The sequence below is a fragment of the Streptomyces sp. NPDC014891 genome (assembly GCF_043081085.1).
Classification (GTDB): Bacteria; Actinomycetota; Actinomycetes; order Streptomycetales; family Streptomycetaceae; genus Streptomyces.
The window spans coordinates 347,435-374,201 of the sequence record NZ_JBIBWF010000009.1 but is presented as its reverse complement, the minus strand read 5'-3'; the positions used below and the strand labels follow the sequence as shown (position 1 = coordinate 374,201).

The following is a 26,767-nucleotide window of genomic DNA, read 5'->3' as shown; positions in this document are numbered from 1 at the left end:
CACTTCCGGGAACAGCCCAAAGCGTGACGCAACGTATCGACGACTACGCCCTCATCGGCGATCTCCAGACCGCCGCGCTCGTCGGCCGCGACGGATCGGTCGACTGGCTGTGTCTGCCCCGCTTCGACTCCGCCGCCTGCTTCGCCTCGATCCTCGGCGACGAGGAGAACGGCCACTGGCGCCTCGCCCCCAAGGGCGCGACGAACTGCACCTCCCGCCGGTACGCCGACGGCTCCCTCGTCCTGGAGACCTTCTGGGAGACCCGTACGGGCACGGTCAAGGTCGTGGACTTCATGCCGCAGCGGGACCGGGCCCCCGATCTGATGCGGATCGTCGAGGGCGTCAGCGGGAGCGTCGAGATGAGCTCCGTCCTGCGGCTCCGCTTCGACTACGGCTCGGTCGTGCCCTGGATGCGCCGCTCCGACGACCACCGGGTCGCGATCGCCGGGCCCGACTCCGTCTGGCTGCGCAGCGAGCCGCCCGTGAAGACCTGGGGCCAGCAGTTCTCCACCTGCTCCTCCTTCACCGTCGCCGCCGGCGAGAAGGTCGCCTTCGTCCTGACCTGGCACCCCTCCCACGAGCCGCGCCCCGACCTCGTCGACCCCTACGAGGCCCTGGAGCACTCCCTCGCGGACTGGCGCGAATGGTCGGACCGGTGCACCTACCGGGGCCCCTACCGGGACGTGGTGCTGCGCTCCCTGATCACCCTCAAGGCCCTCACCTACGCGCCGACCGGCGGCATCATGGCCGCCCCCACCACCTCCCTGCCGGAGGAGGTCGGCGGCGTGCGGAACTGGGACTACCGCGCCTGCTGGCTGCGCGACTCCTCCCTCACCCTCGGCGCGCTGCTCACCGCCGGATACGTCGACGAGGCGCGTGCCTGGCGGGACTGGCTGCTCCGCTCGGTCGCCGGCGACCCGGCCGACCTGCAGATCATGTACGGGCCCGCCGGGGAGCGCCGGCTCCCGGAGACCACCCTGCCCTGGCTGCGCGGCTACGCCGACTCCGCGCCGGTGCGCACCGGGAACGCCGCCGTGGACCAGTTCCAGCTCGACGTGTACGGCGAGGTCATGGACTCGCTCCACCGCGCCCACGAGGCCGGGATCCCCGCGGAGAAGCACGCCTGGAACCTCCAGCTGAGCCTGCTCGGCTTCCTGGAGTCGACCTGGCGCGAGCCCGACGAGGGACTGTGGGAGGTGCGCGGCCGGCGCCGGCACTTCACCCACTCGAAGGTGATGGCCTGGGTGGCCGCCGACCGGGCGGTGCGCACCCTGGAGGCGGACCCCTCGCTGCCGGGTGACGCGGCCCGCTGGCGGACGATGCGGGACGAGATCCACGCCCAGGTGTGCGCGCGGGCCTTCGACCCCGTCCGGAACACCTTCACCCAGTCGTACGGCTCGCAGGAGCTGGACGCCGCGACCCTGCTGATCCCGCAGGTCGGCTTCCTGCCGCCGGACGACCCCCGGGTGCTGGGCACGATCGAGGCGGTGCAGAACGAGCTGATGCACGAGGGCTACGTGCGCCGCTACAGCACGGACGGCGGGACGGTGGACGGCCTCCCCGGCCAGGAGGGCACCTTCCTGGTCTGCTCCTTCTGGCTCGCGGACGCCCTCCGGCTCTGCGGCCGGAACGAGGAGGCCCGCGCGCTCTTCGAACGCCTCGTGGCCCTCTGCAACGACGTGGGCCTGCTCGCGGAGGAGTACGACCCGGTGACGGACCGCCAGCTGGGCAACTTCCCGCAGGCCTTCAGCCACATCGGCCTGGTGGGCACGGCGATCGCACTGGAATCCGAGGACGGGGACCCGGCAGGATAGGTCCATGGATCTTGGGATGAAGGACCGTGTGTACGTGGTGACCGGGGCGACGCGCGGGCTCGGGCGGGCCTCCGCCGAGGCGCTGCTCGCCGAGGGCGCGAAGGTGCTGGTCACCGGCCGCGAGGAGAAGACCGTCGCCGAGGCCGCGGCCGAACTCGGGCCGAACGCGGCGGGTGTCGTCGCGGACAACACCGACCCCGGGACCCCCGAGCGGCTGATCGCCGAGGCCCGGGCGCGGTTCGGCGGCTTCGACGGCATCCTCGTCAGCGTCGGCGGGCCGGCCCCCGGCTTCGCCGCCGACAACACCGACGAGGACTGGGCCGCCGCCTTCGACACCGTCTTCCTCGGGGCCGTGCGACTGGCCCGCGCGGCCGCCGCCGCCCTCGACGAGGGCGGCGTCATCGGCTTCGTCCTGTCCGCCTCGGTCCACGAGCCGATCCCCGGCCTGGCCATCTCGAACGGGCTCCGCCCGGGTCTGGCCGGCTTCGCGAAGTCCCTCGCCAACGACCTCGGGCCGCACGGGATCCGGGTGATCGGCCTGCTTCCCAGCCGGATCGACACGGACCGGGTGCGGTTCCTGGACTCCCTCTCGGGCGACGCGGACGCGGCCCGCGCCGCCAACGAGCAGGAGATCCCGCTGCGCCGCTACGGCACCCCGGAGGAGTTCGGACGGACGGCGGCCTTCCTGCTGTCGCCGGCCGCCTCGTACCTCACGGGCCTGATGATCCCGGTGGACGGCGGGGCGCGCGCCGGGTTCTGACCCTCAGGCGACCCTGCGGGCCCGGTGCTTCACCGCCCGCAGGCGCGCCTCGGTCGGCAGCGCGGCCAGCCCGGCGGAGGTCCGCGCGTGGTCCAGCGCCTGCCCGCTGAGCGTGGTCAGCGCGGCCCCCGGGGAGGCGTACGGCTCCAGGTGGAGCGCGACCCGGGTGCAGGGGGCCGCGCGGCGGCCCGTGAGGGCGACCCGGGCCCGGGACACGCCTTCCTGCGCGGTGGCGTCCGCCTCCAGGACGCCTTCGAGGGCCCGGCCGCGCAGCACCGCCACCTCGCCGTCGCCGCTGTCGACGACGACCTCGGCGAGCCGGGCCCGCCGGAACTGGGCGAGCAGCCACCACAGGGCCAGCAGGACGACGAGCCCGAGGACCGCGATGACCACCGGCCACCACCAGCCCTCCGCGCGCCACCGTTGCCGGTCCGCGGTGGAGAGCAGCACGTCCGAGGGGCCCGACCAGGGCCACCAGGTCGGTACGGGGAGGTCGAGGGCGGCGGCGAGGACTCCGCCGCCGGCGAGGAGCAGCAGCAGCCCTGCGAGGCCGAGCAGGAGGCGGTTGACGCGCCGGAGGACGACTCTCACCGGATCATCCCTTTCTGGGCGGTCTGGCCACCCGGACCGTGACGGCGGGCGGGTGGGCGAGGCCGAGTTCCTCGACGCCGGTCGCCATCGCCGACTCCACGTCGGCGCGGACCTCGTCGAGGTCCCGGAAGTGCGAGACCGCCTTGACCGCCGCCTTGGAGCGGCGGACGCGGACCCGGACGGACTGCACTCCGGAGACCTCCATGGCCCGGTCCCGCAGGGCGAGGGCGGCGGCCTCCCGGTCGAGTCCGGCCCGTACGTCGGCGTGTTCGCGGCGCATCGGGAGGATCTCGCGCAGGCCGGGGGTCGCGGCCAGCACCAGGAGCCAGAGGCCGAGGACGGCGGCGACGGCCGCGCCGACGACGACCCAGGTGTCGTCGAGCGGCCGGGTCGCGAGGCCGTCGGCGAGTTCGCGCCGCCAGGCCATGGCCTGGCGGTCGGCGCGGACGGCCGCCACGTCGTAGAGCAGGAGTCCCGCCCCGCCGAGGACGAGCGCCGCGAGCACGGCGGCGGGGACGCGCCGGGCCGCCCAGAACCGGCGGACGGGGGCCGCGCCGGCCGGGACGGGGACGCCGTCGGAGCCGGGCGTCTCCCCGGTGCCGGTCGTCCCGGTGCCGTTCGTTCCGGTGCCGGGGCGCGGGGTGTCGGGAGCGTCGTGGCCGGGGCCGGGGGCGCCCGGGCCGGTGGCGGGAGTCGTCATGACAGGCGGCCCCCCGACGCTCCCTGCCGGGTCAGGGCGGAGTGGAGGCGTTCGACGTCGACGGTGACCTCGTGGACCTCCATGCCGACCAGTTCCTCGACACGGCTGCGGACCCGGCCGCGCACGGCCCCGCACCGGGCCCCGACGTCGGAGGGGTAGCCGAGTTCGAGGCTCACCGCGACCCGGACGACGTCCCGGTGGACGACGACCGAGGCGTGCGGCTTCGATCCGCCCTCCGGGACGGGGCCCGCGGCCTCCCTCGCCGCCTGTGCGGCGATCTTCGCGACGACCCGGTCGGCGATTCTGGTCGCCCCCCGCTCGCGGACCGGGCCGCGGGGGCCGGGACGGGCTGCCACCGCCGTCACCGCGGCCGGCCGCCGCGCTCGCGGCCCCGGAAGAAGTCGCCGGGTTCGAGGTCGCCGTCGAGGAAGCGGCCCGCCACGAAGCCGACCGCGCCCAAGGCCGCGACCAGCAGAAACGCCCCGAATCCGCCGAAGTATCCGGCGAAGCCGAGGGCCATGCCGGCCACCAGGCCTACCACCGCCATGCTCATTCCTGACCCCTTTCCGAGTCCTCCTGAGCCCCCCTGTGCACAGCCGTTCAGCGGCTACTGGATCCGCGATTCGGGCTCGTCCTCCTCCTCGTCGGGCAGCTTGACGTCGCTGACCGCGATGTTGACCTCGACGACCTCCAGGCCCGTCATCCGCTCCACCGCCGCGATGACGTTCTCCCGGACGTCGCCGGCGACGTCCGCGATGGAGACGCCGTAGTCGACGACGATCTCCAGGTCGAGCGCGGTCTGCACCTCGCCGACCTCGGCCTTCACCCCTCGGGTGACGTTCGACTTGCTGCTGCCTCCGCCGGGGACCCGGTCGCGTACGGCGCCGAAGGTCCGGGAGAGGCCGCTGCCCATGGCGTGGACGCCTTCGACGTCCCGGGCGGCGAGGCCGGCGATCTTCTCGACGACTCCGTCGGCGATGGTGGTCTTGCCGCGGGCGGCGGGAGCACCGCCGCCCCGCTTGGTGACCGAGGTCCGGCGCGCGTCGTCACCGGAGTCGGTGGAATGGGTGGTGTCCGTCATTTGGTTTCGCCCCTTCTGGGATATTTCGGGGTTCTTCGCCCACATTAAGGGCGCTTACCCGCTCTCGCCCCGGGGATACGGCAGGCTGGGGCAATGACGACAGCTGACGGTTGGACGGCGGCGGTACGCGATCGCCTCTCCCCGGGCAGGCTGCTGCCGCTCGGAGCGGCGGCGGAGAGGGCGTGGATCACCGAACGGGCCGTGCGCGAGGTGCTCGACCGGGCGGCCTCGGGGGTCCCCGGCGCCGTGCCGGGCAGGATGCGGATCGGCCCGGCTGAGGACGCCGGCGCGGAACCGGACGCCCTGCTGATCACGGCACCGTTCGGCGCGGTCGCGGGGCGGGCCCTGCCCGAGCTGGCCGAGCGGCTGCGGACGGCGCTGCTCACCGCCGCCGAGGACGGACTGGGCCTGGTGGTCGCGGGCGTGGACCTCCGGGTGACGGAACTTCTCGACGCACCGCCGGAGCCGGATGCCGGGACCGCCGCCGCACCCGGCCCCACCTCGCCGGCGACGGACGACCCCGCGGCGCTCGCCGCCCTCGGGGTGGCGGGGGTCGCGGCGGTGACGGACACCCTGGGCCCGCCGGTGCGCCGGAGGCCCGGCGAGGTGCGGGTGGAGCTGGCCGTGACGGCCGGGTCCCGCCCGCTGGACGTGGCCCGCGCGGTGCGGACGGCGGTCGCGGCGGCCACCCGGGGCGACGGGATCGCGGTCGGCGTCGTGGTGTCGGACCTCCGCTAGGCCGGAGCCCGTATCCGATCGGCGGGCCGGGGTTCCGGGGCCGCGTACCGCCGTTCGGGTGAGACCCGGCGGGGCAGGCGGGCGCGGGCCGTGCGCGCGGGCGTGCGGAGACCCCGGAGCCGCGGAGGGCCCCGGGGAACGCGGGCAGGCGTCAGTCGCCGAGGCCGGCCAGGTCGCGCAGGCGCCGGGCCTGGGCGGCGCGCTCGGCGACGCGCTGCTCCTCGTACGAGCGGCCGGAGACGCCCTGGAGCAGCGCCTTGGTCTCGGTGACCGCGTCGCGCGGCGCCGCGAGCAGGGCGGCGGCCAGGTCCCGGACCGCGGCATCGAGCTCGTCGGCGGGGACGGACAGGTTGGCCAGGCCGATGCGCTCGGCCTCCTCCGCGTGGACGAAGCGACCGGTGGCGCAGATCTCCAGCGCGCGGGCGTAGCCGACGAGCGAGACCAGGGGGTGCGTCCCGGTCAGGTCCGGGACGAGGCCCAGGCTGGTCTCGCGCATGGCGAACTGCACGTCCTCGGCGACGACCCGCAGGTCGCAGGCGAGGGCGAGCTGGAAGCCCGCGCCGATGGCGTGCCCCTGGACGGCCGCGATCGACACGAGGTCGCTGCGGCGCCACCAGGTGAACGCCTCCTGGTACTCGGCGATGACCGCGTCGAGGCCCGCGTCGGAACCGCGCGCGAGGTCGAGAAAGGACGGCTCTCCGTCGAAGCCCTCGGGCGTGAACGCCTGCCGGTCGAGTCCGGCGGAGAAGGACTGTCCCTCGCCGCGCAGGACGACGACCCGCACGCTGCCGGGCAACGACCGGCCGGCTTCTGTCAACGCCCGCCACAGAGCGGGAGACTGAGCGTTGCGCTTCGCCGGATTGGTCAGGGTCACCGTGGCAACGGCGTCCTCGACGGTGAGCCGAACACCGTCCTTGTCGAATACGAGCTCAGAGTCGTCGAGCGTAGTCATGGGGCGCCTCCGGTTACGGTGCAGCACACTGCATGCGAATGCTAAGTGACTGCACAGTAACCACCGGGTCGGCGCGATGGCCGACCGGGTGGCCACCGGGGGATCCGGTGGCCCGGTCGAGGCGTCCCGCTGTCAGGCCGAGGCGGCTTTCTTGCCCCGGGTCGCTCCGCCGCGTCCACGCAGCGTGACTCCGGACTCGCTGAGCATCCGGTGGACGAATCCGTAGGAGCGGCCGGTTTCCTCGGCCAGCGCCCGGATACTCGCACCGGAGTCGTACTTCTTCTTCAGGTCTGCCGCGAGCTTGTCGCGCGCGGCGCCGGTCACCCGGCTGCCCTTCTTCAGAGTCTCGGCCACCCGTGCCTCCTCATGGGAAGTGCGCTCTGGACTTCTCATGATCACCCCTCGCGTCCATCCTGGCCACCCATTCGACAAGGTCGATGCCGCCGGGTTTGTGGACGAGCGCCTGTTCGTCACGAACGGAAGCCCTGATTCCGCTGGGCCGGAAAGCGACGCCCGAGGGCCCCCGCACGGGAATCGGCAGGTCAGCGACGCAGCGGGAACACACGTCCGGCGCGGGTCTGCCGGAAGGATTCGGCAGAGCACCGCGCCGGGGTGTACGAGACGCACTCACTCAGATGAAGGATCACCCGTGGGCCGAATGATCCAGTCGGGCATGATCACCCGGTGCGCTCCGGGTCAGGCGAGCGCGACCAGGTCCGCGTAGTCCGGGCCCCAGAGGTCCTCGACGCCGTCCGGGAGCAGGATGATCCGCTCCGGCTCCAGCGCGTCGACCGCGCCCTCGTCGTGGGTGACGAGGACGACGGCGCCCTGGTAGGTCCGCAGGGCCCCGAGGATCTCCTCGCGGCTGGCCGGGTCGAGGTTGTTGGTGGGCTCGTCGAGGAGCAGCACGTTCGCCGAGGAGACGACCAGGGTGGCCAGGGCCAGCCGGGTCTTCTCGCCGCCGGAGAGCACCCCGGCCGGCTTGTCGACGTCGTCGCCCGAGAACAGGAACGAGCCGAGCGTCTTGCGGACCTGGACGAGGTCGAGGTCGGGCGCGGCCGAGCGCATGTTCTCCAGGACGCTCCGCTCGGGGTCGAGGGTCTCGTGCTCTTGGGCGTAGTAGCCGAGCTTGAGGCCGTGTCCCGGGGTCACCTCGCCGGTGTCGGGCTTCTCGGCGCCGGCGAGCAGCCGGAGCAGCGTGGTCTTGCCCGCGCCGTTGAGGCCGAGGATGACGACGCGGGAGCCCTTGTCGATCGCGAGGTCCACATCGGTGAAGATTTCGAGCGAACCGTAGGACTTGGAGAGCCCCTCGGCCGTCAGCGGGGTCTTGCCGCAGGGCGCGGGGTCCGGGAAGCGGAGCTTGGCCACCTTGTCCGAGGCGCGGACCGCCTCCAGGCCGGAGAGCAGCCGCTCGGCGCGCTTGGCCATGTTCTGCGCGGCCACGGTCTTGGTGGCCTTGGCGCGCATCTTGTCGGCCTGCGAGTTGAGGGCGGCGGCCTTCTTCTCGGCGTTCTGGCGCTCGCGCTTGCGGCGCTTCTCGTCGGCCTCGCGCTGCTGCTGGTAGAGCTTCCAGCCCATGTTGTAGACGTCGATCGTGGAGCGGTTGGCGTCCAGGTAGAAGACCTTGTTCACCACGGTCTCGACGAGGTCGACGTCGTGGGAGATCACGATGAAGCCGCCGCGGTAGCTCTTCAGGTAGTCGCGCAGCCAGACGATGGAGTCGGCGTCGAGGTGGTTGGTCGGCTCGTCGAGGAGGAGCGTGTCGGCGTCCGAGAAGAGGATCCGGGCGAGCTCGACGCGGCGGCGCTGGCCACCGGAGAGGGTGTGCAGCGGCTGGCCCAGGACCCGGTCGGGCAGGCCGAGGGCGGCGGCGATCGTGGAGGCCTCGGCCTCGGCCGCGTACCCGCCCTTGGTCAGGAACTCGGTCTCCTGGCGCTCGTACTGCCGCATGGCCTTGTCGCGCGTGGCGCCGGAGCCGGTGGCGATGCGCTCCTCGTTCATCCGCATCTTCTTGAGGAGGACGTCGAGGCCGCGGGCGGAGAGGATGCGGTCGCGGGCCAGGACGTCGAGGTCGCCGGTGCGCGGGTCCTGCGGCAGGTAGCCGACCTCGCCCGAGCGGGCGATCTGGCCGGCGGCGGGCTGGCCCTCGCCCGCGAGGCACTTCGTGAGGGTGGTCTTGCCCGCTCCGTTGCGACCGACGAGGCCGATGCGGTCGCCCTTGGCGACGCGGAAGGAAGCGGACTCGATGAGGACACGGGCGCCGGCGCGCAGCTCGATGCCGGAAGCGGTGATCACGGACAGACTCCAGGGCGGTGGGAAACGGCGGAAGGACGGCTGGTGGAGGGCTTCGACGCCGCTAGTGCACGGGGAGAATGGCCATGCGGCCAGTCTAACGGCCCCCTGCAACTGCTTTTCGGCCATGCGGGTCCCGGAGGCCCGATCGGAGCTTTCTCACATAACCGGCCTCGCTGAACAAAAGGGGCGGGCGTGCGAAGATCGGCTGATACTCGGCGCAGGGCGGCGGCCACTGCCGCGGCAGTGACGCGGAGGGTGGTGGACCGTGCAGTTCGACGACGACGCCGACCTGGACACCTCGGAGGTCAAGGACGTCCGGAGCAGCCGCATCCCGGGCGGCAAGGCCACCGTCGGCGGCGGCATCATCGGCTTCATCGCCCTGATCCTGGGGCTGTTCCTCGGCGTGGGACCGGATCAGCTCGGACTCTCCTCGGGCGGCGACGAACCGGCGGCCAGCGCCTCCTCCGCGGCCCAGGTGACGCAGACCTGCAAGAAGGGTTCGGACGCCAACACCCGCGAGGACTGCCGGATCGTCGCCGTCGTCAACAGCGTCCAGGACTTCTGGCGGAGCGAGTACGCGCGCCGGGGCGGCACCTACGGGAACGCCGCCACGGTGATGTTCAGCCAGCGCGTCCCGACGGCCTGCGGCTCGGCGACCTCGGCGGTGGGGCCGTTCTACTGCCCCGGCGACCGCCAGGTCTACCTGGACCTGGGCTTCTTCGACGAGCTGCGCACCAAGTTCGGGTCGACCGGCGGACCCTTCGCCCAGGCCTACGTGGTCGCGCACGAGTACGGCCACCACATCCAGAACCTGATGGGGACCCTCAGCCGCGCCCAGGACGGGCGGACCGGGGCGGACTCCAACGCCGTGCGGGTCGAGCTCCAGGCCGACTGCTACGCGGGCGTGTGGGCCCGGCACGCCACCACCACGCCCGACGACCGGACGGGCCGGCCGCTGCTGACCCGGCTGACGGACGAGGACATCCGGGACGGCCTGGACGCGGCGGCCGCGGTCGGCGACGACCGGATCCAGGAGCGGTTCCAGGGCCGGGTGACCCCGGAGAACTGGACCCACGGCTCCGCGGCCCAGCGCCAGCAGTGGTTCTACGAGGGCTACCGGACCGGCGACATGGCCCGGTGCAACACCTTCCGCTGACCGTCGGCGGAACCCGCGGACCCAGACCCGGTCGCCCGCGACCGGACCGAGAGGAAGTGATCGGGATGCCCGAGGCACCCCACGTCTGTCCCACGCTGACCTACCAGGACGCCAAGGCGGCCATCACCCTCCTGACGGAGGGCTTCGGCTTCCGGGCGGACGCCGTGTACGAGACGGAGGACGGGCGCGTGGCGCACGCCGAGCTGTCGTACGGGAACGGCATGGTGATGCTGGGCAGCAAGGGCACCGGCAGCGAGTTCGACAAGCTGATGGCCGGCGCCGGTCCGGTCGGCGTCTTCGTGCACGTGGACGACGTCGACGACCACCACGCGCGGGCGGTGGCCCACGGCGTCGAGATCGTGATGCCGCCCACGGACCAGGACTACGGCTCGCGGGACTACATGGCGCGCGACCGCGAGGGCAACGTCTGGAGTTTCGGGACGTACACCCCCGGCTCCGCGGAGTAGCCGCGCGCCGGGGGCTCACCCGTGTTCGACCGTCCCCCGGGGGGGGGTCAGGCTCCCCCGGTGTGGACCTGGAAGGCGGCCCGGCGGACGGCCTTGGCCAGGGCCGGGTCCGGGTGGGCCGCCGCGAGGGCGACCAGGACCTGGACGGTGCGGGGGTGGCCGACGGCGCGGATCTCGTCGAGGAGCGCCGGGACGGTGCCCTGCACGGCGGAGTCGAGGTGCCGGACGAGCAGCTCGCTCTCCCCGTGGTCGGCGACCGCGGCGGCCGTGTCCACCCAGAGCCAGGTCGACTCGGCGCGGGTGAGGACCTCCTGCGCGTCGTCGGGGTCGGCTCCCTCGTACTCGGCGAGCCAGAGCAGCGCGTACGGCCGCAGGGAGGGCTCGGCGACGGTGGCCCGCACCTCGGCCTCCGCGGGGGCGCCGACGACCCGCAGGGCCTCGAAGGCGAGTCCGCGCAGCAGCGCGTCCTCGCCGCGGGCGACGGCGAGCAGCTCGGCCACGGCGCTGGAGAGGGTGCGGGCCGCGAGCCAGGCGCGGTACTCGGCGCGGGCCGGACCGGGGGTGAGGCGGGCGCAGCCGCGGAGCATGTCCCCGGCGGACTGCTCGATGTTCCCGGCGGGGCTCTGCGCGGCGACGCAGATCTGCTCCAGCTTGACCCAGACCGCCCAGTTGCCGAGGGGGGTCAGGGTGGCGTGGCGGCCCTCGGAACCGGCGTCCAGGGTGAGCGCTCCCACGGCCGCCAGGCCTTCGAGCGCCCAGTCGAGCAGGGCGGGGAGCCCGTCGGTGCCGGTGCCGCTCGCGGCGGGCGCGTCGGGGGCCGCGGCGGCCTGTTCGGCGCCCGGGACCTCGCAGCGCTCGCCGCGCAGCTCCTCGACGCGCTGGCCGAGCAGGTCGAGCAGGACGGGGACGAGGACCGGCCCCTGGGAGAGCTGGAGCAGCGAGAGGACCTGCGGGAGGGCCTCGACGACCTCGGCGACGGCGCTCGGCTCGACGCCCTCGGGGGCCGGGTGCACCAGCGACCAGGCGTCGAAGAGGGCGACCCAGCCGCGCAGCACGGCGGAGTCGTCGCGGTCCCAGGCCTGCAGCCGCCAGCCGGGGCGGGCGGTGTCGCCGTGGAGCTCGATGAGGCCGGCGAGCCGGGCACGGTCCCAGCCGGCCCGGACCTGGCCGGGTGTCAGGTTCAGCGCGACGGCGGCCCGTTCCTGCGCGGAGGGGGCCGACGGGCCGCTGGGGGCGGCGACGGCGCCGCGCTCGACGGCGGCCCAGCGGGCGATCCGTACCGCGTCGGCGAGGACGTGCCGGGCCTGGCGGGCCAGCTCGGCGCGGGGCGGGGTGCCCTCGGGCGGCCGCGGCGCCGGCCGGGTGCGCCGGGTCGTCACGGCCCGTCGGGCGGTGGCCAGCGCCCGCGGGCGGACGAGTCGGAGTCTGGAGTTGCCATCGGGCTTTCGAGACGTCACGGGGGCAGTCTTCCCGCTGACGGCCCGAAAGCCCAATCGGAATCGGACGCGCCGTCCCCGGCGCGGCGCGCGCCGCCTAGAGGAGCGGGGTGAGGAAGCGGCGGAGGGCCTCCTCGTAGCGGACCGGGTCGGCGTTCCACATCGCCGTGTGCGGGGCGTTCCGGACGGTCAGGAGGGTGACCAGATCGGGGCGGCGGGCGGCGAGTTCGACGGAGGGCTCCCACGGGGCGACGGTGTCGTCGGGGCCGTGGGCGAGGAGCACGGGGACGCGCAGCGCGCCGGGCGCGGAGACGGCTTCGAGGAGGTCGCCGTGCGGCCCCGTCCTGCCCTGGGCGGCCCGGACGGCGAGCGGGAGCAGGGGGGCGGGCACGTGGCGGGCGGCGGCGAGGTTGCGGAGGGTCGCCTCCCAGTCCAGGACGGGCGAGTCGAGGACGAGGCCGGCGATCCGGTCGCGCACCCCCGACTCGGCGGCGGCCCGCAGGGCCATCGAGGCGCCGGTCCCCCAGCCGTGCAGGACGACCTTCGCGGCGCCCCGGTGGACGGCGTAGCGGATGGCGGCGTCGACGTCGCGCCACTCGGAGTCGCCGAGGTGGGCGAGGCCGTCCGGGGAGGCGGGGGCCCCCTCGTCGCCCCGGTAGGCGGGGACGAGGACGGGGACGTGGCGCCGGTTGTAGAAGGGGACCACGTTCAGCGGGTGCTCGCGGGTGCCGCCGAGCCCGTGCAGGGCGATCACCCAGAGGGTGCGGGGCGCCGCGACGAGCCAGGCCGGCAGGGGGCCGAGTTCGCCGGGGATCTCGGCGTCCTCGTGGGCGAGCCCGAGGGCGGTGGTCGGCGTCCCGATGTGCAGCTGGGGGGTGAGGCGGACGCGGGAGCCGGGGCCGAGGAGTCCGCGTTCGACGCGTTCGAGGCGCCGCACGACGGTGTCCGCGGTGTGCGGGACCCGGTCGAGGACGGGGCCGGTGACGGCGTGCTGGCCGTGGCCCTCCAGGCCGTAGGTCCCGGGGCGCAGCGAGGCGAGGCTGCGGGTGAGCGTGATCCGGTCGGGACCCGTGGCGTGCACGGTGAGTCTGGGGTCCCCGGGCAGGGGACGTACGGACGGCGCCTTGAGGGCGGCGTCGCTGGCGTACCGGCCGGCCGCGAACGCGACCGCGCCGACACCGATCAGGGTGGTGACGGCCGCTGCCGTCGCTGTAGCCGGGCGCACGCTCCCAGTCTCGGCAGGACGGGGGCGGTCTGCCACCGGTGGGACCCGGACGGCCCGACCGAGGGGCGCCCGGAGGGGCCGTCGGCGGCTTCTCGTCCGGGGCCGTTCCGGGTGCCGGGAGACCCTCCGGAGGGTGACCTGGGTCTCGTCGGCGGGGTCCCCCGGTCGGATGGTTCCGTCCAGGGGGCGGAACCGGTGGACGGCGGGGGGACGGGGGTGGGTCGCATGTGCCCGGTGATGACCGGTATTACCCGGGGTTGCGGGGTGACCGCATGCTGGACAGCGGAGCTCGGGGAGGCGTAAGCGGAATCCCCGGACGCCGGTTCGGGACACCACAACGCCTGACCCAGTTCACCTTCCGTTCACCCAGGTTGCTTACGTTCGTCCCGCCACTGACCTCAAACGATTGCCTGGGTAAATGGAACACATCACGCTGCTGCTCGCCATTGTGGTCGTGACAGCTCTCGTGTTCGATTTCACGAACGGTTTCCACGACACCGCGAACGCGATGGCCACCACCATCTCGACCGGTGCGCTCAAGCCGAAGACGGCGGTGGCCATGTCCGCCGTGCTGAACCTCGTCGGCGCGTTCCTGTCCGTGGAGGTCGCCAAGACGATCTCCGGCGGGATCATCAACGAAGAGGGCATTCGTACAGAGGTGATCTTCGCCGCCTTGGTGGGCGCGATCCTCTGGAACCTCCTGACCTGGCTGCTCGGACTCCCGTCCAGCTCCTCCCACGCCCTCTTCGGCGGCCTCATCGGCGCCGCGGTCATGTCGGCCGGCTGGTCGGCCGTGAACGGGCCCACCATCGTCACCAAGGTCCTCATCCCGGCCGTCGCCGCGCCGCTCGTCGCCGGCCTCGCCGCGATGGCCGCCACCCGGCTGACGTACAAGATCAAGGCCAACCCCGAGGCGAAGGCCACGGCCAAGGGCTACCGGGCGGGCCAGATCGCCTCCGCCGGTCTCGTCTCCCTCGCCCACGGCACCAACGACGCCCAGAAGACGATGGGCATCATCACCCTGGCCCTGGTCACCCAGGGTGTCGTCGCCCCGGGCTCGAACCCCCCGCTGTGGGTCGTCGTCTCCGCCGGTGTGGCCATCGCCCTCGGCACGTACCTCGGCGGCTGGCGCATCATCCGCACCATGGGCAAGGGCCTCACCGACCTCCAGCCGCAGCAGGGCTTCGCCGCCCAGACCAGCGCCGCGACGGTCATCCTCGCCTCCTCTCACCTCGGCTTCTCCCTCTCCACCACCCAGTCCTGCTCGGGTGCCGTGATGGGCGCCGGTCTCGGCCGCAAGGGCGGCGTCGTCCGCTGGTCGACCGCCACCCGGATGTTCGTCGCCTGGGGTCTGACCCTGCCCGCCGCCGCCCTGGTCGGCGCCGGTGCAGAGTTCCTCACCAAGCAGGGCCCCTGGGGCATCGCCGCCGTCGCCGTCCTGCTGGTCGTCGGCTCGGGCGTCATCTGGTCGCTCTCCCGCCGCAAGCCGGTCGACCACAACAACGTCACCGACGACGACCTCGACGGCGAGCCCGCGGGCGTCGTGACCACCGCCATGGCCGCCGTCACCCCGCCGCCGCCCGCCGGCTCCGTCGCCGCCGTCGCGGACGAGGAGCTCCGGACGACCATCCCCGCGCCGGCCCCCACCGACCCGACCGCTCCCCCGGCCCCCGCCGCCGCGGTCTAAGGAACGAACGACATGAAGATCGACTGGGCAGCTCTCGGCTCCGTCTTCGGAGTCAGCCTCGTGGCGACCGTCGCGCTCGTGGGCCTCTTCACCCTCGGCATCGTCGGCCTCACCAAGCAGGAGGAGGCCGCCGCCCGCGGAGGCTCCGCGGCTCTGGCCCGTACCGCCGCGTACGCCTGCTTCGCGCTGTGCGCGGCGGCCGTCGCGTACGGCATCTACCTGATCGTCGTCTGACGGTCCGCCCCGCCGTCGTGTCTGTGGTGCTCCGCACAGTGACCCGGCGCAGGTCAAGGGTGAGTTGACGGCTGTTCTCGGGGCGTGGTGGACTGCCGGGGCCATTACGGCGGCAGCAGAGGAAGTCCGGTGCGAATCCGGCGCGGTCCCGCCACTGTGACCGGATCCGAGGGTCCGGGAGTCAGGAACTCTCGCCGCCGGTCACGTCGATCCAGGGCGCGGACCCTGAGTGAGGACATGCGCCATGCCCGGCCGCAGCGGAACCGGCCTCACCTCCCCCGGCGTCTTCGCGTACGGCGCGGTCGCCGGTCTCGCCGTCGACCTGCTCGTCGGCGACCCCCGCCGCGGGCATCCCGTCGCCGCGTTCGGCCGGGCGGCCGCCGCGGTCGAGGACCGCCTGCACCACGACCACCGCGGCTGGGGCGCCCTGCACACCGCCGTCTGCGCCGGATCCACCGTCGCCCTCGGGGCGCTCGCCGCCCGGGCCGTACGGAACCGGCCGGCCGCCGCCGTCGCCCTGACCGCCGCCTCCGTGTGGGCGGTCGTCGGCGGTACGACCCTGGGGCGGGAGGCCCGGGCCATCGGCGGGGCGCTCGCCGCCGGCGACCTGGAGGTGGCCCGGGAACGGCTGCCGCACCTCTGCGGACGCGACCCGCAGTCCCTGGACGGACCCGCGATGGCCCGCGCCGTCGTGGAGTCGGTCGCCGAGAACACCTCCGACGCCGTGGTCGGCGCGCTCTTCTGGGGCGCGGTCGCGGGCGTCCCGGGCCTCGTCGGCTTCCGCGCCGTGAACACCCTCGACGCCATGGTCGGCCACAGGTCGCCCAGGCACCGCCGCTTCGGCTGGGCCTCGGCCCGCCTCGACGACGTGGCCGGCTGGCCCGGGGCCCGGCTGACGGCCGCCCTGGCGAGCGTCGCCGGCGGGAACCCGCGCGGGGCCCTGCGCGCCTGGCGGGCCGACGCGGCGAAGCACCCCAGCCCCAACGCGGGCCCCGTCGAGGCCTCCTTCGCGGGCGCCCTCGGCGTACGCCTCGGCGGCACTCTGGCGTACGGCGGCCGGGTCGAGCACCGGCCGGTGCTCAACGGCGGGGGGCGGGACGTGGAGGTGGCCGACATCGACCGGGCCGTGCGCCTGTCCCGGCGGGTCACCGCACTCACGCTGGCCGTCTGTGCCGGCGGCCGACTGATATCCGGCGCCCTGGGCGCGCCGGCCCGGAAGCGGAGGAACGCGTGAGGGGCGGGGGTCTGCTCGTCGCCGGGACCACGTCCGACGCGGGCAAGAGCGTCGTGACGGCCGGCATCTGCCGCTGGCTGGTCCGCAAGGGCCTGAAGGTGGCGCCGTTCAAGGGGCAGAACATGTCCCTCAACTCCTTCGTCACCCGGGAGGGCGCCGAGATCGGCCGCGCCCAGGCCATGCAGGCGCAGGCCGCGCGGGTGGAGCCCACCGCGCTGATGAACCCCGTGCTGCTCAAGCCCGGCAGCGACCGGTCCAGCCAGGTCGTCCTGATGGGCCGGCCGGTCGGCGAGCTGAGCGCCCGCGGCTACCACGGAGGGCGGCAGAAGGAGCTCTTCGAGCCGGTCCTCGCCTGCCTGGAGGAGCTGCGGAGCACGTACGACGCGGTGATCTGCGAGGGCGCGGGCAGCCCGGCCGAGATCAACCTGCGGCGCACCGACATCGTGAACATGGGGATCGCGAGGGCGGCGAGGCTGCCGGTCGTGGTGGTCGGCGACATCGACCGGGGCGGGGTCTTCGCCCAGTTCTTCGGCACGACAGCGCTGCTCGCCCCCGAGGACCAGGAGCTCGTCGCGGGCTACCTCGTGAACAAGTTCCGCGGCGACGTGACGCTGCTGGAACCGGGCCTCGACATGCTGCTCGGACTCACCGGCCGGCGGACCTTCGGCGTCCTGCCGTACGCCCACGGGCTCGGCATCGACGAGGAGGACGGCCTCCGGGTCTCGCTGCGGGGCGCGGTGCGCGAGTCCGTCGTCGCGCCGCCGGTCGGCGAGGACGTGCTGCGCGTCGCGGTCTGCGCGGTGCCCCTGATGTCCAACTTCACCGACGTGGACGCGCTGGCCGCCGAGCCGGGCGTCGTGGTCCGGTTCGTGGACCGGGCCGAGGAGCTCGTCGACGCCGACCTGGTCGTCGTGCCGGGGACCCGCGGCACCGTCAAGGCCCTCGCCTGGCTGCGCGAGCGCGGTCTCGCCGACGCCCTGGCGCGGCGGGCGGCCGAGGGCCGGCCGGTGCTCGGCGTCTGCGGCGGCTTCCAGGTGCTCGGCGAGCACATCGAGGACGAGGTCGAGTCCCGCGCCGGGTCCGTCGACGGGCTCGGCCTGCTGCCGGTGCGGGTCCGCTTCGCACGCGAGAAGACCCTGGCCCGACCGGTCGGCGAGGCGCTCGGGGAGCACGTCGAGGGGTACGAGATCCACCACGGGGTCGCCGAGGTGCTGGGCGGCGAACCCTTCCTCGACGGGTGCCGGGTGGGCGCGGTCTGGGGGACCCACTGGCACGGCTCGCTGGAGAGCGACGGGTTCCGGCGGGCGTTCCTGCGGGAGGTCGCCGCGGCGGCCGGCCGCCGTTTCACGCCCGCCCCCGACACCTCCTTCGGCGCCCTCCGCGAGGAGCAGCTCGACCGGCTCGGGGACCTGATCGAGGAGCACGCGGACACGGACGCGCTGCTCCGGCTCATCGAGGAGGGGGCTCCGCGGGGCCTTCCGTTCGTGCCGCCGGGTGCGCCGTGAGCCCCGCCCCGGCGGTCGCCGTCCGTCGTCCGAACATCAGCGATCCGAAGGAGTGACCGGCCGATGAGCACCCGGTATCCGTTCACCGCAGTCGTCGGCATGGACGACCTGCGGCTCGCCCTGCTGCTGAACGCGGTCAGCCCCGCCGTCGGCGGTGTGCTCGTGCGGGGCGAGAAGGGGACGGCCAAGTCCACCGCCGTACGCGCGCTGGCCGAGCTGCTGCCCGCCGTGCCCGTGGTCGCGGGCTGCAGGTTCAGCTGCGACCCCGGCGCCCCCGACCCCGGCTGCCCCGACGGGCCGCACGGGACCGCGCCCGGCACCGAGCGGCCGGCCCGGATGGTCGAGCTGCCCGTCGGCGCCTCCGAGGACCGGCTCGTCGGATCCCTCGACATCGAGAAGGCCCTCGCCGACGGCGTCAAGGCCTTCGAGCCGGGACTGCTCGCCGCCGCCCACCGGGGGATCCTCTATGTCGACGAGGTCAACCTGCTGAGCGACCACCTCATCGACCATCTCCTCGACGCGGCCGCCATGGGCGCCTCGCACGTCGAGCGCGAGGGCGTCTCGGTTCGGCACGCCGCCCGCTTCCTGCTCGTCGGCACCATGAACCCCGAGGAGGGCGAGCTGCGGCCCCAGCTGCTCGACCGGTTCGGGCTGACCGTCGAGGTCTCCGCGTCGCGCGATCCGCAGCAGCGCGTCGAGGTCGTCCGTCGCCGGCTGGCCTACGAGGACGATCCCGCCGCCTTCGCCGGCCGCTGGGCCGCGGACGAGGCGGAGCTGCGCGCGCGGATCGTCGCGGCGCGGGAGCTGCTGCCCCGGGTGACGCTCGGCGACGGCGTCCTGCTCCAGATCGCCGCCACCTGCGCCGCGTTCGAGGTGGACGGCATGCGCGCCGACATCGTGATGGCCCGCGCCGCGACCGCGCTCGCCGCCTGGGCCGGCCGCACCGAGGTCGACTCCGAGGACGTGCGGCAGGCCGCGCTCCTCGCGCTCCCCCACCGTCGCCGCCGCTCCCCCTTCGACGCCCCCGGCCTCGACGAGGAGAAGCTCGACGAGACCCTGGAGGAGTTCAAGGGCCAGGAGCCGGACGAGGACCCCGAGCCTGACGGGCCGGGGGACGGCGGTCCCGGTGACGGCGGTCCCGGTGACGGCGGTCCCGGTGACGGCGGCCCGGGGGACGGCGGCCCCGGCGGAGGGGTGCCCCCGCAGGGCGAGGGTCCCGCCGCCGAGCACTCCCCCGCTCCCGAGGAGTCCGCGCCGCCCGCGCCCCCGGCCGGGCAGGAACCCGCACCCGCTCCCGCTCCGCAGAGCGCCGGGGCCGGTGCCGGTGAGCGCGCGGCCGTCGCCGCCTGCGAGCCCTTCCGTACGAAGGTGCTCAGCGTGCCCGGTCTGGGCGAGGGCGCGGCCGGACGGCGCTCCCGGGCCCGCACCGAGCACGGCCGGACCACCGGTTCGACCCGTCCCCGGGGGGCGCTGACCAAGCTGCACCTGGCCGCGACCGTGCAGGCCGCCGCACCGCACCAGCGGGCGCGCGGACGGACCGGGCCCGGTCTCGTCGTGCGCCGGGACGACCTGCGGCAGGCGACCCGGGAGGGGCGCGAGGGGAACCTGGTGCTCTTCGCGGTCGACGCCTCGGGTTCGATGGCGGCGCGGCAGCGGATGAGCGCCGTCAAGGGCGCCGTCCTGTCGCTGCTGCTCGACGCCTACCAGCGGCGCGACAAGGTCGGTCTGGTCACCTTCCGGGGCCGTGAGGCCGAGGTCGCGCTGCCGCCGACCTCGTCCGTCGACGCGGCCGCCGCCCGGCTGGAGAAGCTCCCGACCGGCGGCCGCACCCCGCTGTCCGCGGGTCTCCTCAAGGCCCACGACGTCCTGCGCGTCGAGCGGCTGCGGGACCCCTCGCGCCGCCCGCTGCTCGTCGTCGTCACCGACGGGCGGGCGACCGGCGGCGGGGCCGACCCGGTGGCGCTCGCCGCCCGCGCGGCGCGGCTGCACGCCGCCGACGGCACCGCCTCGGTCGTCGTCGACTGCGAGACCGGACCGGTGCGGCTCGGGCTCGCCGGGCAGCTCGCCCGTGAACTCGGCGGCACCGCCGTCACCCTGGACGAGCTGCGCGCCGACGCGATCGCGGGCCTGGTCCGGGACGTACGGGAAGCGGGGCACGCGCCCCGGACGGGTCAGGCAGCACAGTCAGTCCGGTCGGTGCGCTCCGCACAGCCGGCGTCAGCATGGAGGGCCGCTTAATGCCGCAGGGACAGCCGACCGTCGTTCCCGACGACGGTCTCACCACCCGTCAGCGCCGCAACCGCGCGCTGGTGATGGTGCACACGGGCGTCGGCAAGGGGAAGTCCACCGCCGCGTTCGGGATGGCGCTGCGCGCCTGGAACCAGGGCTGGCCGATCGGGGTGTTCCAGTTCGTCAAGTCCGCGAAGTGGCGGGTCGGCGAGGAGAACGCCCTGAAGGCCCTCGGCGAGACGGGCAAGGGCGGCACGGTCACCTGGAACAAGATGGGCGAGGGCTGGTCCTGGATCCAGCGCGAGGTCGCCGAGGGCGAGCAGTCTCACGAGGACAAGGCGCGTGAGGGCTGGGAGCAGGTCAAGCGGGACCTCGCCGAGGAGAAGTACACGTTCTACGTCCTCGACGAGTTCGCGTACCTGCTGCACTGGGGCTGGATCGACACGGCCGAGGTCGTCCAGGTGCTGCGCGACCGGCCCGGGCACCAGCACGTCGTCATCACCGGCCGCAACGCGCCGCAGGAGCTGGTCGACTTCGCGGACCTCGTCACCGACATGTCCAAGGTCAAGCACCCGATGGACGCCGGCCAGAAGGGCCAGCGGGGCATCGAGTGGTAGCACGTCTCGTCATCGCCGCGCCCTCCTCGGGCGCGGGCAAGACCACGGTCGCGACCGGTCTGATGGCCGCGTTCGCCGGCCGTGGTCTGGCGGTCTCGCCGCACAAGGTGGGGCCGGACTACATCGACCCCGGGTACCACGCGCTCGCCACGGGGCGGCCGGGCCGCAACCTCGACGCGTACATGTGCGGTACGGGGCTGGTCGCGCCGCTCTTCGAGCACGGGGCGCGCGGCTGCGACCTGGCGGTCGTCGAGGGGGTCATGGGGCTGTACGACGGCGCGGCCGACCAGGGTGAACTCGCCTCCACCGCCCAGGTGTCGAAGCTGCTGAAGGCGCCGGTGGTGCTGGTCGTCGACGCGTCCTCGCAGTCGCGTTCGGTGGCGGCGCTCGTGCACGGCTTCGCGTCCTGGGACCCGGAGGTGCGGATCGGGGGCGTGATCCTCAACAAGGTCGCGACGGACCGGCACGAGCACCTGCTGCGGGAGGCGCTCGGCGAGTCGGGGGTGCCGGTGCTCGGGGTGCTGCGGCGGGCTCCCGCCGTCGCGACCCCGTCGCGGCACCTGGGGCTCGTGCCGGTCGCCGAGCGGCAGGCGGCGGCGGTCGAGGCGGTGGCCGCGCAGGCCGAGCAGGTCCGCGCGGGATGCGATCTGGAGGCGCTGCTGGCGCTGGCGCGCAGCGCGCCCGTGCTGTCCGCCGAGGCGTGGGAACCGCACGGCGCGTGGGCGGACCGCCCGCGGGGCGCGGACGCGCGGGGTGCCGCCGGTGCCGGTGCCGCGGTGGGTGCCCGGGCCGCGGGCGGGTCCGGTGGCAGGCCGGTCGTCGCCGTCGCGGGCGGGGCGGCGTTCACCTTCTCGTACGCCGAGCACACGGAGTTGCTGCGGGCCGCCGGCGCCGAGGTCGTGACCTTCGACCCGCTGCGGGACGAGGAGCTGCCCGAGGGGACGTCCGGGCTGGTCATAGGCGGCGGGTTCCCGGAGATGTACGGGGAGCAGCTGTCCGCCAACGAGCCGTTGCGGAAGGCGGTCGCCGCGCTCGCCGCGTCCGGCGCGCCCGTCGCCGCAGAGTGCGCCGGGCTGCTGTATCTCGCGCGGTCGCTCGACGGCACTCCCATGTGCGGGGTGCTCGACGCGGACGCGCGGATGTCCGGGCGGCTCACCCTCGGGTACCGGGACGCCGTCGCGGTGAGCGACAGCGTGCTCGCGCCCGCCGGGGCGCGGATGCGCGGGCACGAGTTCCACCGGACCGTCATCGAGCCGGGCGCCGGGGCGGCGGCCGCGTGGGGGCTGCGGCAGCCCGAGCGGAGGGTCGAGGGCTTCGTGCAGGGCGGGGTGCACGCCAGCTACGTCCACACCCACTGGGCGGGGTCCCCGGAGGTCGCCGCGCGCTTCGTGGAGCGGTGCGGCGTGGAGCACTGCAGGTGAGGTCAGCCGCCGGAGGCGCCCACCACGAGCCAGATGAAGCCGACGCCCGCCACCGTGCAGAGCAGGGTGGAGCGGGCGGGGTGGTCGTGGTGGGCCTCCGGCAGGATCTCGGCGGCCGCCAGGTAGAGCAGGGCGCCGCCGAAGAACCCCAGATAGCTGCCGAGAAGTTCCACCGGAAGGGTGAACAGCAGGGTGGAGGCGGCGCCGATCAGGGGTGCCAGGGCGTCGGCGACGAGCATGGCGACGGCCTTGCGGCGGGCGTTCCCGTAGAGGCTGGTGATCGTGTAGGTGTTGAAGCCGTCGGCGAAGTCGTGGGTGATCACGGCGACGGCGACGGTGGCGCCCATGCCGCCGCCGACCTGGAAGGCCGCGCCGAGCGCGATGCCGTCCATGAGGCTGTGGCCGACCATCGCGGCGGCCGCGGTCATGCCGACCTGCGGGACCCGCTCGTCGGCGGCGACGCCGTGTGCGGCCCGGCGTACGGCGAGGAGCCGCTCCACGACGTGGGCGAGGAGGAAGCCGCCGACGAAGAGCAGCAGCGCCTCGGGGACGCCGAAGACCTCGTCGCCCGCGGCCTCCATCGCCTCGGGCAGCAGGTCGAGTCCGACGACCCCGAGCATGAGTCCGCCGGCCAGGCCGAGGACGAGGTGGCGCCGGTCGGTGACGCGTCCCGCGACCCAGCCGCCGAAGAGCGTCATGAGGAAAGCGCCGAGCGCGACGACCACAGCCATGGGCCTTTGCTACCGGATGGGACGGCCTCCGCGCACCTCGGTGTCGGAGCGCGCGCCGGGGTCGCGGTGGACGAGGTGCTCGCCCTGGTCGGGGCGGTGCTGCGGGAGGCGGGGCTGACGCGTGCGGCCGTCCGTTCGCTCGCCACGCTCGACGCGCGGGCGGCGGAGCCGGGCATCGCGGGGGCCGCCGCGGAGCTCGGGGTCCCGGTGCGGGCGTGCACGGCGGTGGAGCTGGCGGCCGTGCCCGTACCGCATCCGTCGGCGCGGCCGCTGGCGGCGACGGGCACGGCCTCGGTGGCGGAGGCGGCGGCGCTGCTCGCGGCGGGCGGGGGCGCGTCCGCCGCGCTGCTCGTCCCCAAGCGGAAATCCCGGCGCGTGACGTGCGCTCTGGCCGTCTCCGTCCCGTTTCGTCCGAACGAAGACGCCCCAGGCGTACGGTTGTTGCCCCCCACCCACGGGTACATCGCTGGCGAGCCTGGCTCACCCCCCACCATCCCCACCCCCCACACGACGGCGGCCATGGACATGCATCTGCATACCGACGCCCACGACCTGCGCCACCACGGTGACGCCGAGGTACGGGACGAGAAACTCATCGATCTGGCGGTCAACGTCCGGACGAACACCCCACCGGACTGGCTGCGGGAGCGGATCGCCGACTCCCTGACCGGACTCGCCGCCTACCCCGACGGCCGGGCCGCGCGGGCGGCCGTGGCCGAGCGGCACGACCTGCCGTCGAGCCGGGTCCTGCTGACGGCCGGTGCGGCGGAGGCCTTCGTGCTGATCGCACGGGCGCTCCCGGTGCGGCGGCCCGTCGTGGTGCATCCGCAGTTCACCGAGCCGGAGGCGGCGCTGCGCGACGTCGGCCACGAGGTGGGCCGGGTGCTGCTGCGCGAGGAGGACGGCTTCCGGCTGGATCCGGCGGCGGTCCCCGAGGACGCGGACCTGGTGGTGATCGGGAACCCCACGAACCCCACGTCGGTGCTGCACCCGGCCGCCTCGATCGCGGCGCTCGCGAGACCCTGGCGGACCCTGGTGGTCGACGAGGCGTTCCTCGACGCGGTGCCGGGCGAGCGCGAGTCGCTGGCCGGGCGGACCGACGTGCCGGGCCTCGTGGTGCTGCGCAGCCTCACCAAGACGTGGGGGCTGGCCGGGCTGCGGATCGGGTACGTGCTGGCCGATCCGGCGACGATCGCGGCCCTGGAGCGGACGCAGCCGCTGTGGCCGGTGTCGACGCCCGCCCTGGTGGCGGCGGAGGCGTGCATGACGCGGGCGGCGCTCGCGGAGGCGGAGCACGCGGCGCACCGGATCGGGGTCGAGCGGGCGCATCTGCTGGCCGGTCTCGCGGAGTTCGACGAGGTGCGGACGGTACCGGGGGCGGAGGGCCCGTTCGTGCTGCTGCGGATCGACGGGGCGGACGCGATCCGTGAGCGGCTGCGGTCGCTGGGCTTCGCGGCCCGGCGGGGCGACACCTTCCCGGGGCTCGACAGGAACTGGCTGCGGATCGCGGTCCGCGACCGGGCCACGACGAACCGCTTCCTCCAGGCCCTCGACCAGGCGCTGCTGATGGAGGGCTGAGCGGACCCGGACCGACCGGACCGCGACACGGAGCGGTCGGCGCAGTCGGCGCGCGCGGCGCAGTCGGCGCGCGCGGCGCGCGCGGACGGGTCCGGGGAGGGCGACGTCGTCACCGTCGCCCTCCCCGGACCCGTGCTTCCCCTGCGAGGCTCCCCCGGAGCCCGCCGCGCCCTCCGGCGCCTGCCCCCTGCCCGTCCCCCTCGGGCCGTCAGCCCCGGGAGCGGGCGCGCGAGCGGGTCAGCGCGAGCGCGCCGCCGCCGGCCACGAGGAGCGCGAGCGCGCCGCCCGCGATGTACGGGGTGGTGGAGCTGCCGCCGGTCTCGGCGAGGTTCTGGGTGGGCGTGGTGCCGCCGTTGTCGGTCGTCACGCCTTCCGGGTCGCTCGGCTCGGCGGTGGGCTGCTGGGTGGGCTGCTCGCTGGGCTCCTGGGTGGGCTGCTCGGTCGGCTTCTGGGTGGGCTCCTCCGTGGGCTTCTGGGTGGGAGCCGTGCCCTTGGGCGTCTCGCAGGTGGCCTCGGCGAGCGTCACCGTGCCGTTGACCTCGGCGACGCCGAGCTTCAGCGGGTTGACCTCCACCTTGAGTTCGAGGGCGGTCGCCGCGGCGGTGCGCGAGGTCGTGGAGGTGCGGGACAGGTCGAGGGTGACCTTGCCGACCTGGGGCACGTCGACCTCGGTCCGGCCGGCGGTGGAGAGCGTGGTCTTCTTGCCGAAGACGATGACGTGCCCGAGGACGTTGGACTCGGCCACCGGCTTGCGGCCGACCTCGCAGAGGGCCTTGGAGGTCACCTTCTCGACCTCGATCAGCGAGAGCAGCGGAATGCCGGGGACGTGGACCCGGGCCTTGACGAGGTTCACGTACCCCTCGGCCTTCTTCTCGTCCACGGTGGCCTTCGAGGTGGCGACGTCGGCGGCGAGGACGTCGATCGGCTTGTCGCCCTCGGCTCCCTGCACCTTCACCGACAGCGCGGTCTGGTTCTCGGTCTCCGGGGCCTTGACCTCGTTGAGGGAGACCCGCAGCGGCACGTCGACCGTCTTGTTCAGGAGGGAGACGTCGAGGCCGGTCCGCAGGACGACGGCGGTGGCGTGCCCTTCGCCGCCCGTCGCCTGTGCCGCCGGGGCCGCGAGGAGCACGGGGCCGACGGCCAGGGCGGCGACGGTCGCGGCGGCGGCGGTACGGCGTACGGGCGCGCGGAAGGTGTTGCTGTTCAAGATGGTGGAACCCCCACAAGAGACATGGCGTCGCCGGCCGCTCACCACGGGGACGGTGGGTCGGCGCGGGCCCGGCGACTTGAGACACCGGAATCTTTACGCACGGAGAGTGAACCCACAGTCGCCTGACGTGAGTTCACTCCAAAGGGGGGTTTCCGCGTTCATATTCGATTCTTTTCGCCACAACCGTTTCCGGGTGTCCCGCGTCTTGCGCACGAGAGGGCAGAAGCGGACACCCCGGCGAAAGGTGTAAACGATCGCCCGCGCGCCGGGGTAACGGATCGTCAACCCGGCGCATCGGGCGGGCGCGACCGGAACGGAGCGGTCAGGTCGCGCGCCAGTAGCCGAGCGCGTGGACGCGCTCCTTGGGGAGGGCGAGCTCCTTGCGCGCGTACGCGGCGAGGGTGCGGGTGGTCGCGGTGTCGCTGGCGATCCAGACGTACGGGTCGGAGTCCGCGAGGGCCGGGAGCTCGGCCTTCACCCGGGAGACCAGGTCCGCCCCGCCGTCCCGCCGGGGCACCCGGCGCAGTTCGTGGTGCGCGGGGTCCAGCCGGAAGGGCAGTTCCTCGTCGGAGGCGTGCTGGGTCTCGAACCAGACGGTGGCGGGGACCCCCGGGAGGGCGTCGAGCAGGGAGTTGACCGCGGGCAGCGACGCCGGGTCGCCGACCACGAGGAGCCGTCCGGGGCGCGGCTCCGGGGCGTCGAAGCCGGTCCCCTGGAGGGTCGCCTCGACGGTGTCGCCCGGGGCACAGGAGCGGGCCCAGCGGCTGGCGACGCCGTCGTGGAGCGCGAACTCCAGGCTGAAGGTGCCGGCCGCCTGGTCGGGGTCGACCAGGGTGTAGGCGCGCTGGTGCGGCCTGCCCGCGTTATCGAACCAGATCCGGACCCACATCGTGGGGTGGATCCCGGCGGCGGTGAGCAGACCGCCGTCCGTGAAGTGCACCCGGCGGTAGTCCTCGGTGACCTGCTCGGCCCCCGTCACGGTGAACGTGAAGTCCTTGCCCCGCATCAGCTTGAGAACGGCACCCTGCCAGCCGTGACCCACCGCAATCCCCTCCCCTGAACTCCTGTAGATTAATTTAGGTCAGCCTAACCTAAGAAATCGGCAG

26 protein-coding genes and 1 riboswitch are annotated in these 26,767 nt (G+C 74.4%); of the genes, 13 read left to right on the top strand and 13 right to left on the bottom strand.

Annotation, left to right across the window (positions count from 1 at the left end; genetic code table 11):
• Positions 1–23 precede the first annotated feature (23 nt).
• Positions 24–1,814, top strand: coding sequence for a glycoside hydrolase family 15 protein (locus ACF09E_RS26260; RefSeq protein WP_392207551.1), 1,791 nt, complete (start codon positions 24–26; stop codon positions 1,812–1,814).
• Positions 1,815–1,818: 4 nt separating this feature from the next.
• Positions 1,819–2,574, top strand: coding sequence for an SDR family oxidoreductase (locus tag ACF09E_RS26255; protein ID WP_392207549.1), 756 nt, complete (start codon positions 1,819–1,821; stop codon positions 2,572–2,574).
• A gap of 3 nt (positions 2,575–2,577) precedes the next feature.
• Here the strand turns inward: ACF09E_RS26255 and amaP are convergent, their stop codons facing one another.
• From amaP to ACF09E_RS26230, 5 genes are read right to left on the bottom strand one after another with little or no spacing between them, the layout of a single operon-like run.
• Positions 2,578–3,165 (bottom strand): alkaline shock response membrane anchor protein AmaP, encoded by a 588-nt coding sequence (gene amaP, locus ACF09E_RS26250; protein ID WP_392207547.1) that lies wholly within the window; start codon positions 3,163–3,165, stop codon positions 2,578–2,580.
• 4 nt (positions 3,166–3,169) lie between these two features.
• Entirely contained in the window at positions 3,170–3,865 is a 696-nt protein-coding gene (locus ACF09E_RS26245) for a DUF6286 domain-containing protein (protein ID WP_392207545.1), read from the bottom strand.
• Positions 3,862–4,230 carry a hypothetical protein gene (locus ACF09E_RS26240; RefSeq protein WP_392207543.1) on the bottom strand — a complete coding sequence of 123 codons (369 nt, stop codon included), beginning with the start codon at positions 4,228–4,230 and terminating at the stop codon, positions 3,862–3,864. The genes ACF09E_RS26245 and ACF09E_RS26240 overlap by 4 nt, the downstream gene beginning before the upstream one ends.
• Positions 4,227–4,418, bottom strand: a complete 192-nt coding sequence (locus tag ACF09E_RS26235; RefSeq protein WP_148004669.1) for a hypothetical protein — start codon at positions 4,416–4,418, stop codon at positions 4,227–4,229. Before ACF09E_RS26235 ends, ACF09E_RS26240 begins: the two co-directional genes overlap by 4 nt.
• Positions 4,419–4,472: 54 nt before the next feature.
• The gene (locus tag ACF09E_RS26230) at positions 4,473–4,946 is read right to left on the bottom strand and encodes an Asp23/Gls24 family envelope stress response protein (protein WP_361863476.1); all 474 of its coding nucleotides are present in this window, start codon (positions 4,944–4,946) and stop codon (positions 4,473–4,475) included.
• Between the two features lie 93 nt (positions 4,947–5,039).
• On the opposite strand from ACF09E_RS26230, the gene ACF09E_RS26225 reads away from it, so the two are divergent.
• The gene (locus ACF09E_RS26225) at positions 5,040–5,684 is read left to right on the top strand and encodes a hypothetical protein (RefSeq protein ID WP_392207541.1); all 645 of its coding nucleotides are present in this window, start codon (positions 5,040–5,042) and stop codon (positions 5,682–5,684) included.
• Between the two features lie 151 nt (positions 5,685–5,835).
• On the opposite strand, the gene ACF09E_RS26220 is transcribed toward ACF09E_RS26225, so the two are convergent.
• From ACF09E_RS26220 to ACF09E_RS26210, 3 genes are all read right to left on the bottom strand, one after another.
• Complete coding sequence (locus ACF09E_RS26220) at positions 5,836–6,636, bottom strand: enoyl-CoA hydratase/isomerase family protein (RefSeq protein ID WP_392207539.1); 801 nt, start codon at positions 6,634–6,636, stop codon at positions 5,836–5,838.
• Between the two features lie 132 nt (positions 6,637–6,768).
• Positions 6,769–6,990: a helix-turn-helix domain-containing protein gene (locus tag ACF09E_RS26215; RefSeq protein WP_006123601.1), complete on the bottom strand. Its 222-nt coding sequence runs from the start codon at positions 6,988–6,990 to the stop codon at positions 6,769–6,771.
• A gap of 342 nt (positions 6,991–7,332) precedes the next feature.
• On the bottom strand, positions 7,333–8,931 hold the full coding sequence (locus tag ACF09E_RS26210) for an ABC-F family ATP-binding cassette domain-containing protein (RefSeq protein ID WP_073917279.1): 1,599 nt from the start codon (positions 8,929–8,931) through the stop codon (positions 7,333–7,335).
• A 265-nt stretch (positions 8,932–9,196) separates the two neighbouring features.
• Here ACF09E_RS26210 and ACF09E_RS26205 point away from each other — a divergent pair, with 265 nt between their 5' ends.
• Complete coding sequence (locus ACF09E_RS26205) at positions 9,197–10,087, top strand: neutral zinc metallopeptidase (RefSeq protein WP_392207537.1); 891 nt, start codon at positions 9,197–9,199, stop codon at positions 10,085–10,087.
• Between the two features lie 65 nt (positions 10,088–10,152).
• Positions 10,153–10,554, top strand: a complete 402-nt coding sequence (locus ACF09E_RS26200) for a VOC family protein (protein WP_361861545.1) — start codon at positions 10,153–10,155, stop codon at positions 10,552–10,554.
• 47 nt (positions 10,555–10,601) lie between these two features.
• On the opposite strand, the gene ACF09E_RS26195 is transcribed toward ACF09E_RS26200, so the two are convergent.
• Both ACF09E_RS26195 and ACF09E_RS26190 read right to left on the bottom strand, forming a co-directional pair.
• Positions 10,602–12,011 carry a hypothetical protein gene (locus ACF09E_RS26195; protein WP_392207535.1) on the bottom strand — a complete coding sequence of 470 codons (1,410 nt, stop codon included), beginning with the start codon at positions 12,009–12,011 and terminating at the stop codon, positions 10,602–10,604.
• A gap of 76 nt (positions 12,012–12,087) precedes the next feature.
• Positions 12,088–13,215, bottom strand: coding sequence for an alpha/beta hydrolase (locus tag ACF09E_RS26190; RefSeq protein WP_392207533.1), 1,128 nt, complete (start codon positions 13,213–13,215; stop codon positions 12,088–12,090).
• Positions 13,216–13,633: 418 nt separating this feature from the next.
• Between ACF09E_RS26190 and ACF09E_RS26185 the strand changes: the two genes are divergently transcribed.
• The 7 genes from ACF09E_RS26185 to ACF09E_RS26155 all read left to right on the top strand — a co-directional run bounded on the left by ACF09E_RS26185 (position 13,634) and on the right by ACF09E_RS26155 (position 22,142).
• The gene (locus tag ACF09E_RS26185) at positions 13,634–14,902 is read left to right on the top strand and encodes an anion permease (protein WP_392207531.1); all 1,269 of its coding nucleotides are present in this window, start codon (positions 13,634–13,636) and stop codon (positions 14,900–14,902) included.
• A gap of 12 nt (positions 14,903–14,914) precedes the next feature.
• On the top strand, positions 14,915–15,136 hold the full coding sequence (locus tag ACF09E_RS26180; protein ID WP_073917272.1) for a hypothetical protein: 222 nt from the start codon (positions 14,915–14,917) through the stop codon (positions 15,134–15,136).
• A gap of 71 nt (positions 15,137–15,207) precedes the next feature.
• Positions 15,208–15,350, top strand: a riboswitch (cobalamin riboswitch).
• A 30-nt stretch (positions 15,351–15,380) separates the two neighbouring features.
• Positions 15,381–16,370, top strand: coding sequence for a cobalamin biosynthesis protein (locus tag ACF09E_RS26175; RefSeq protein WP_392207529.1), 990 nt, complete (start codon positions 15,381–15,383; stop codon positions 16,368–16,370).
• The gene (locus ACF09E_RS26170) at positions 16,367–17,875 is read left to right on the top strand and encodes a cobyric acid synthase (RefSeq protein WP_392207527.1); all 1,509 of its coding nucleotides are present in this window, start codon (positions 16,367–16,369) and stop codon (positions 17,873–17,875) included. Before ACF09E_RS26175 ends, ACF09E_RS26170 begins: the two co-directional genes overlap by 4 nt.
• A gap of 63 nt (positions 17,876–17,938) precedes the next feature.
• A complete protein-coding gene (locus tag ACF09E_RS26165; RefSeq protein WP_392207525.1) occupies positions 17,939–20,113 on the top strand; it encodes a putative cobaltochelatase in 2,175 nt (724 codons plus the stop codon).
• Positions 20,113–20,721: a cob(I)yrinic acid a,c-diamide adenosyltransferase gene (gene cobO / locus ACF09E_RS26160; RefSeq protein ID WP_361859541.1), complete on the top strand. Its 609-nt coding sequence runs from the start codon at positions 20,113–20,115 to the stop codon at positions 20,719–20,721. The genes ACF09E_RS26165 and cobO overlap by 1 nt, the downstream gene beginning before the upstream one ends.
• Complete coding sequence (locus ACF09E_RS26155; protein WP_392207523.1) at positions 20,715–22,142, top strand: cobyrinate a,c-diamide synthase; 1,428 nt, start codon at positions 20,715–20,717, stop codon at positions 22,140–22,142. Before cobO ends, ACF09E_RS26155 begins: the two co-directional genes overlap by 7 nt.
• A 2-nt stretch (positions 22,143–22,144) precedes the next feature.
• Here ACF09E_RS26155 and ACF09E_RS26150 read toward each other — a convergent pair whose 3' ends face one another.
• Positions 22,145–22,873, bottom strand: coding sequence for a ZIP family metal transporter (locus tag ACF09E_RS26150; RefSeq protein ID WP_392207521.1), 729 nt, complete (start codon positions 22,871–22,873; stop codon positions 22,145–22,147).
• Positions 22,874–22,879: 6 nt separating this feature from the next.
• Between ACF09E_RS26150 and cobC the strand changes: the two genes are divergently transcribed.
• On the top strand, positions 22,880–24,451 hold the full coding sequence (cobC, locus tag ACF09E_RS26145) for an Rv2231c family pyridoxal phosphate-dependent protein CobC (protein ID WP_392207519.1): 1,572 nt from the start codon (positions 22,880–22,882) through the stop codon (positions 24,449–24,451).
• 208 nt (positions 24,452–24,659) lie between these two features.
• On the opposite strand, the gene ACF09E_RS26140 is transcribed toward cobC, so the two are convergent.
• Positions 24,660–25,658: an SCO1860 family LAETG-anchored protein gene (locus ACF09E_RS26140; protein ID WP_392207517.1), complete on the bottom strand. Its 999-nt coding sequence runs from the start codon at positions 25,656–25,658 to the stop codon at positions 24,660–24,662.
• A gap of 325 nt (positions 25,659–25,983) precedes the next feature.
• Positions 25,984–26,703: a siderophore-interacting protein gene (locus ACF09E_RS26135; protein ID WP_392207515.1), complete on the bottom strand. Its 720-nt coding sequence runs from the start codon at positions 26,701–26,703 to the stop codon at positions 25,984–25,986.
• Positions 26,704–26,767: the final 64 nt, after the last annotated feature.

Bases quoted from the DNA above. Each gene is read 5' to 3' on its own strand.
- ACF09E_RS26150 (WP_392207521.1), bottom strand. From the start codon at position 22,873: ATGGCTGTGGTCGTCGCGCTCGGCGCTTTCCTCATGACGCTCTTCGGC.
- ACF09E_RS26245 (WP_392207545.1), bottom strand. From the start codon at position 3,865: ATGACGACTCCCGCCACCGGCCCGGGCGCCCCCGGCCCCGGCCACGAC.
- ACF09E_RS26200 (WP_361861545.1), top strand. From the start codon at position 10,153: ATGCCCGAGGCACCCCACGTCTGTCCCACGCTGACCTACCAGGACGCC.
- ACF09E_RS26165 (WP_392207525.1), top strand. From the start codon at position 17,939: ATGAGCACCCGGTATCCGTTCACCGCAGTCGTCGGCATGGACGACCTG.
- ACF09E_RS26175 (WP_392207529.1), top strand. From the start codon at position 15,381: ATGCCCGGCCGCAGCGGAACCGGCCTCACCTCCCCCGGCGTCTTCGCG.
- ACF09E_RS26235 (WP_148004669.1), bottom strand. From the start codon at position 4,418: ATGAGCATGGCGGTGGTAGGCCTGGTGGCCGGCATGGCCCTCGGCTTC.
- ACF09E_RS26220 (WP_392207539.1), bottom strand. From the start codon at position 6,636: ATGACTACGCTCGACGACTCTGAGCTCGTATTCGACAAGGACGGTGTT.
- ACF09E_RS26230 (WP_361863476.1), bottom strand. From the start codon at position 4,946: ATGACGGACACCACCCATTCCACCGACTCCGGTGACGACGCGCGCCGG.
- ACF09E_RS26180 (WP_073917272.1), top strand. From the start codon at position 14,915: ATGAAGATCGACTGGGCAGCTCTCGGCTCCGTCTTCGGAGTCAGCCTC.
- ACF09E_RS26255 (WP_392207549.1), top strand. From the start codon at position 1,819: ATGGATCTTGGGATGAAGGACCGTGTGTACGTGGTGACCGGGGCGACG.
- cobO (WP_361859541.1), top strand. From the start codon at position 20,113: ATGCCGCAGGGACAGCCGACCGTCGTTCCCGACGACGGTCTCACCACC.
- ACF09E_RS26225 (WP_392207541.1), top strand. From the start codon at position 5,040: ATGACGACAGCTGACGGTTGGACGGCGGCGGTACGCGATCGCCTCTCC.
- ACF09E_RS26185 (WP_392207531.1), top strand. From the start codon at position 13,634: ATGGAACACATCACGCTGCTGCTCGCCATTGTGGTCGTGACAGCTCTC.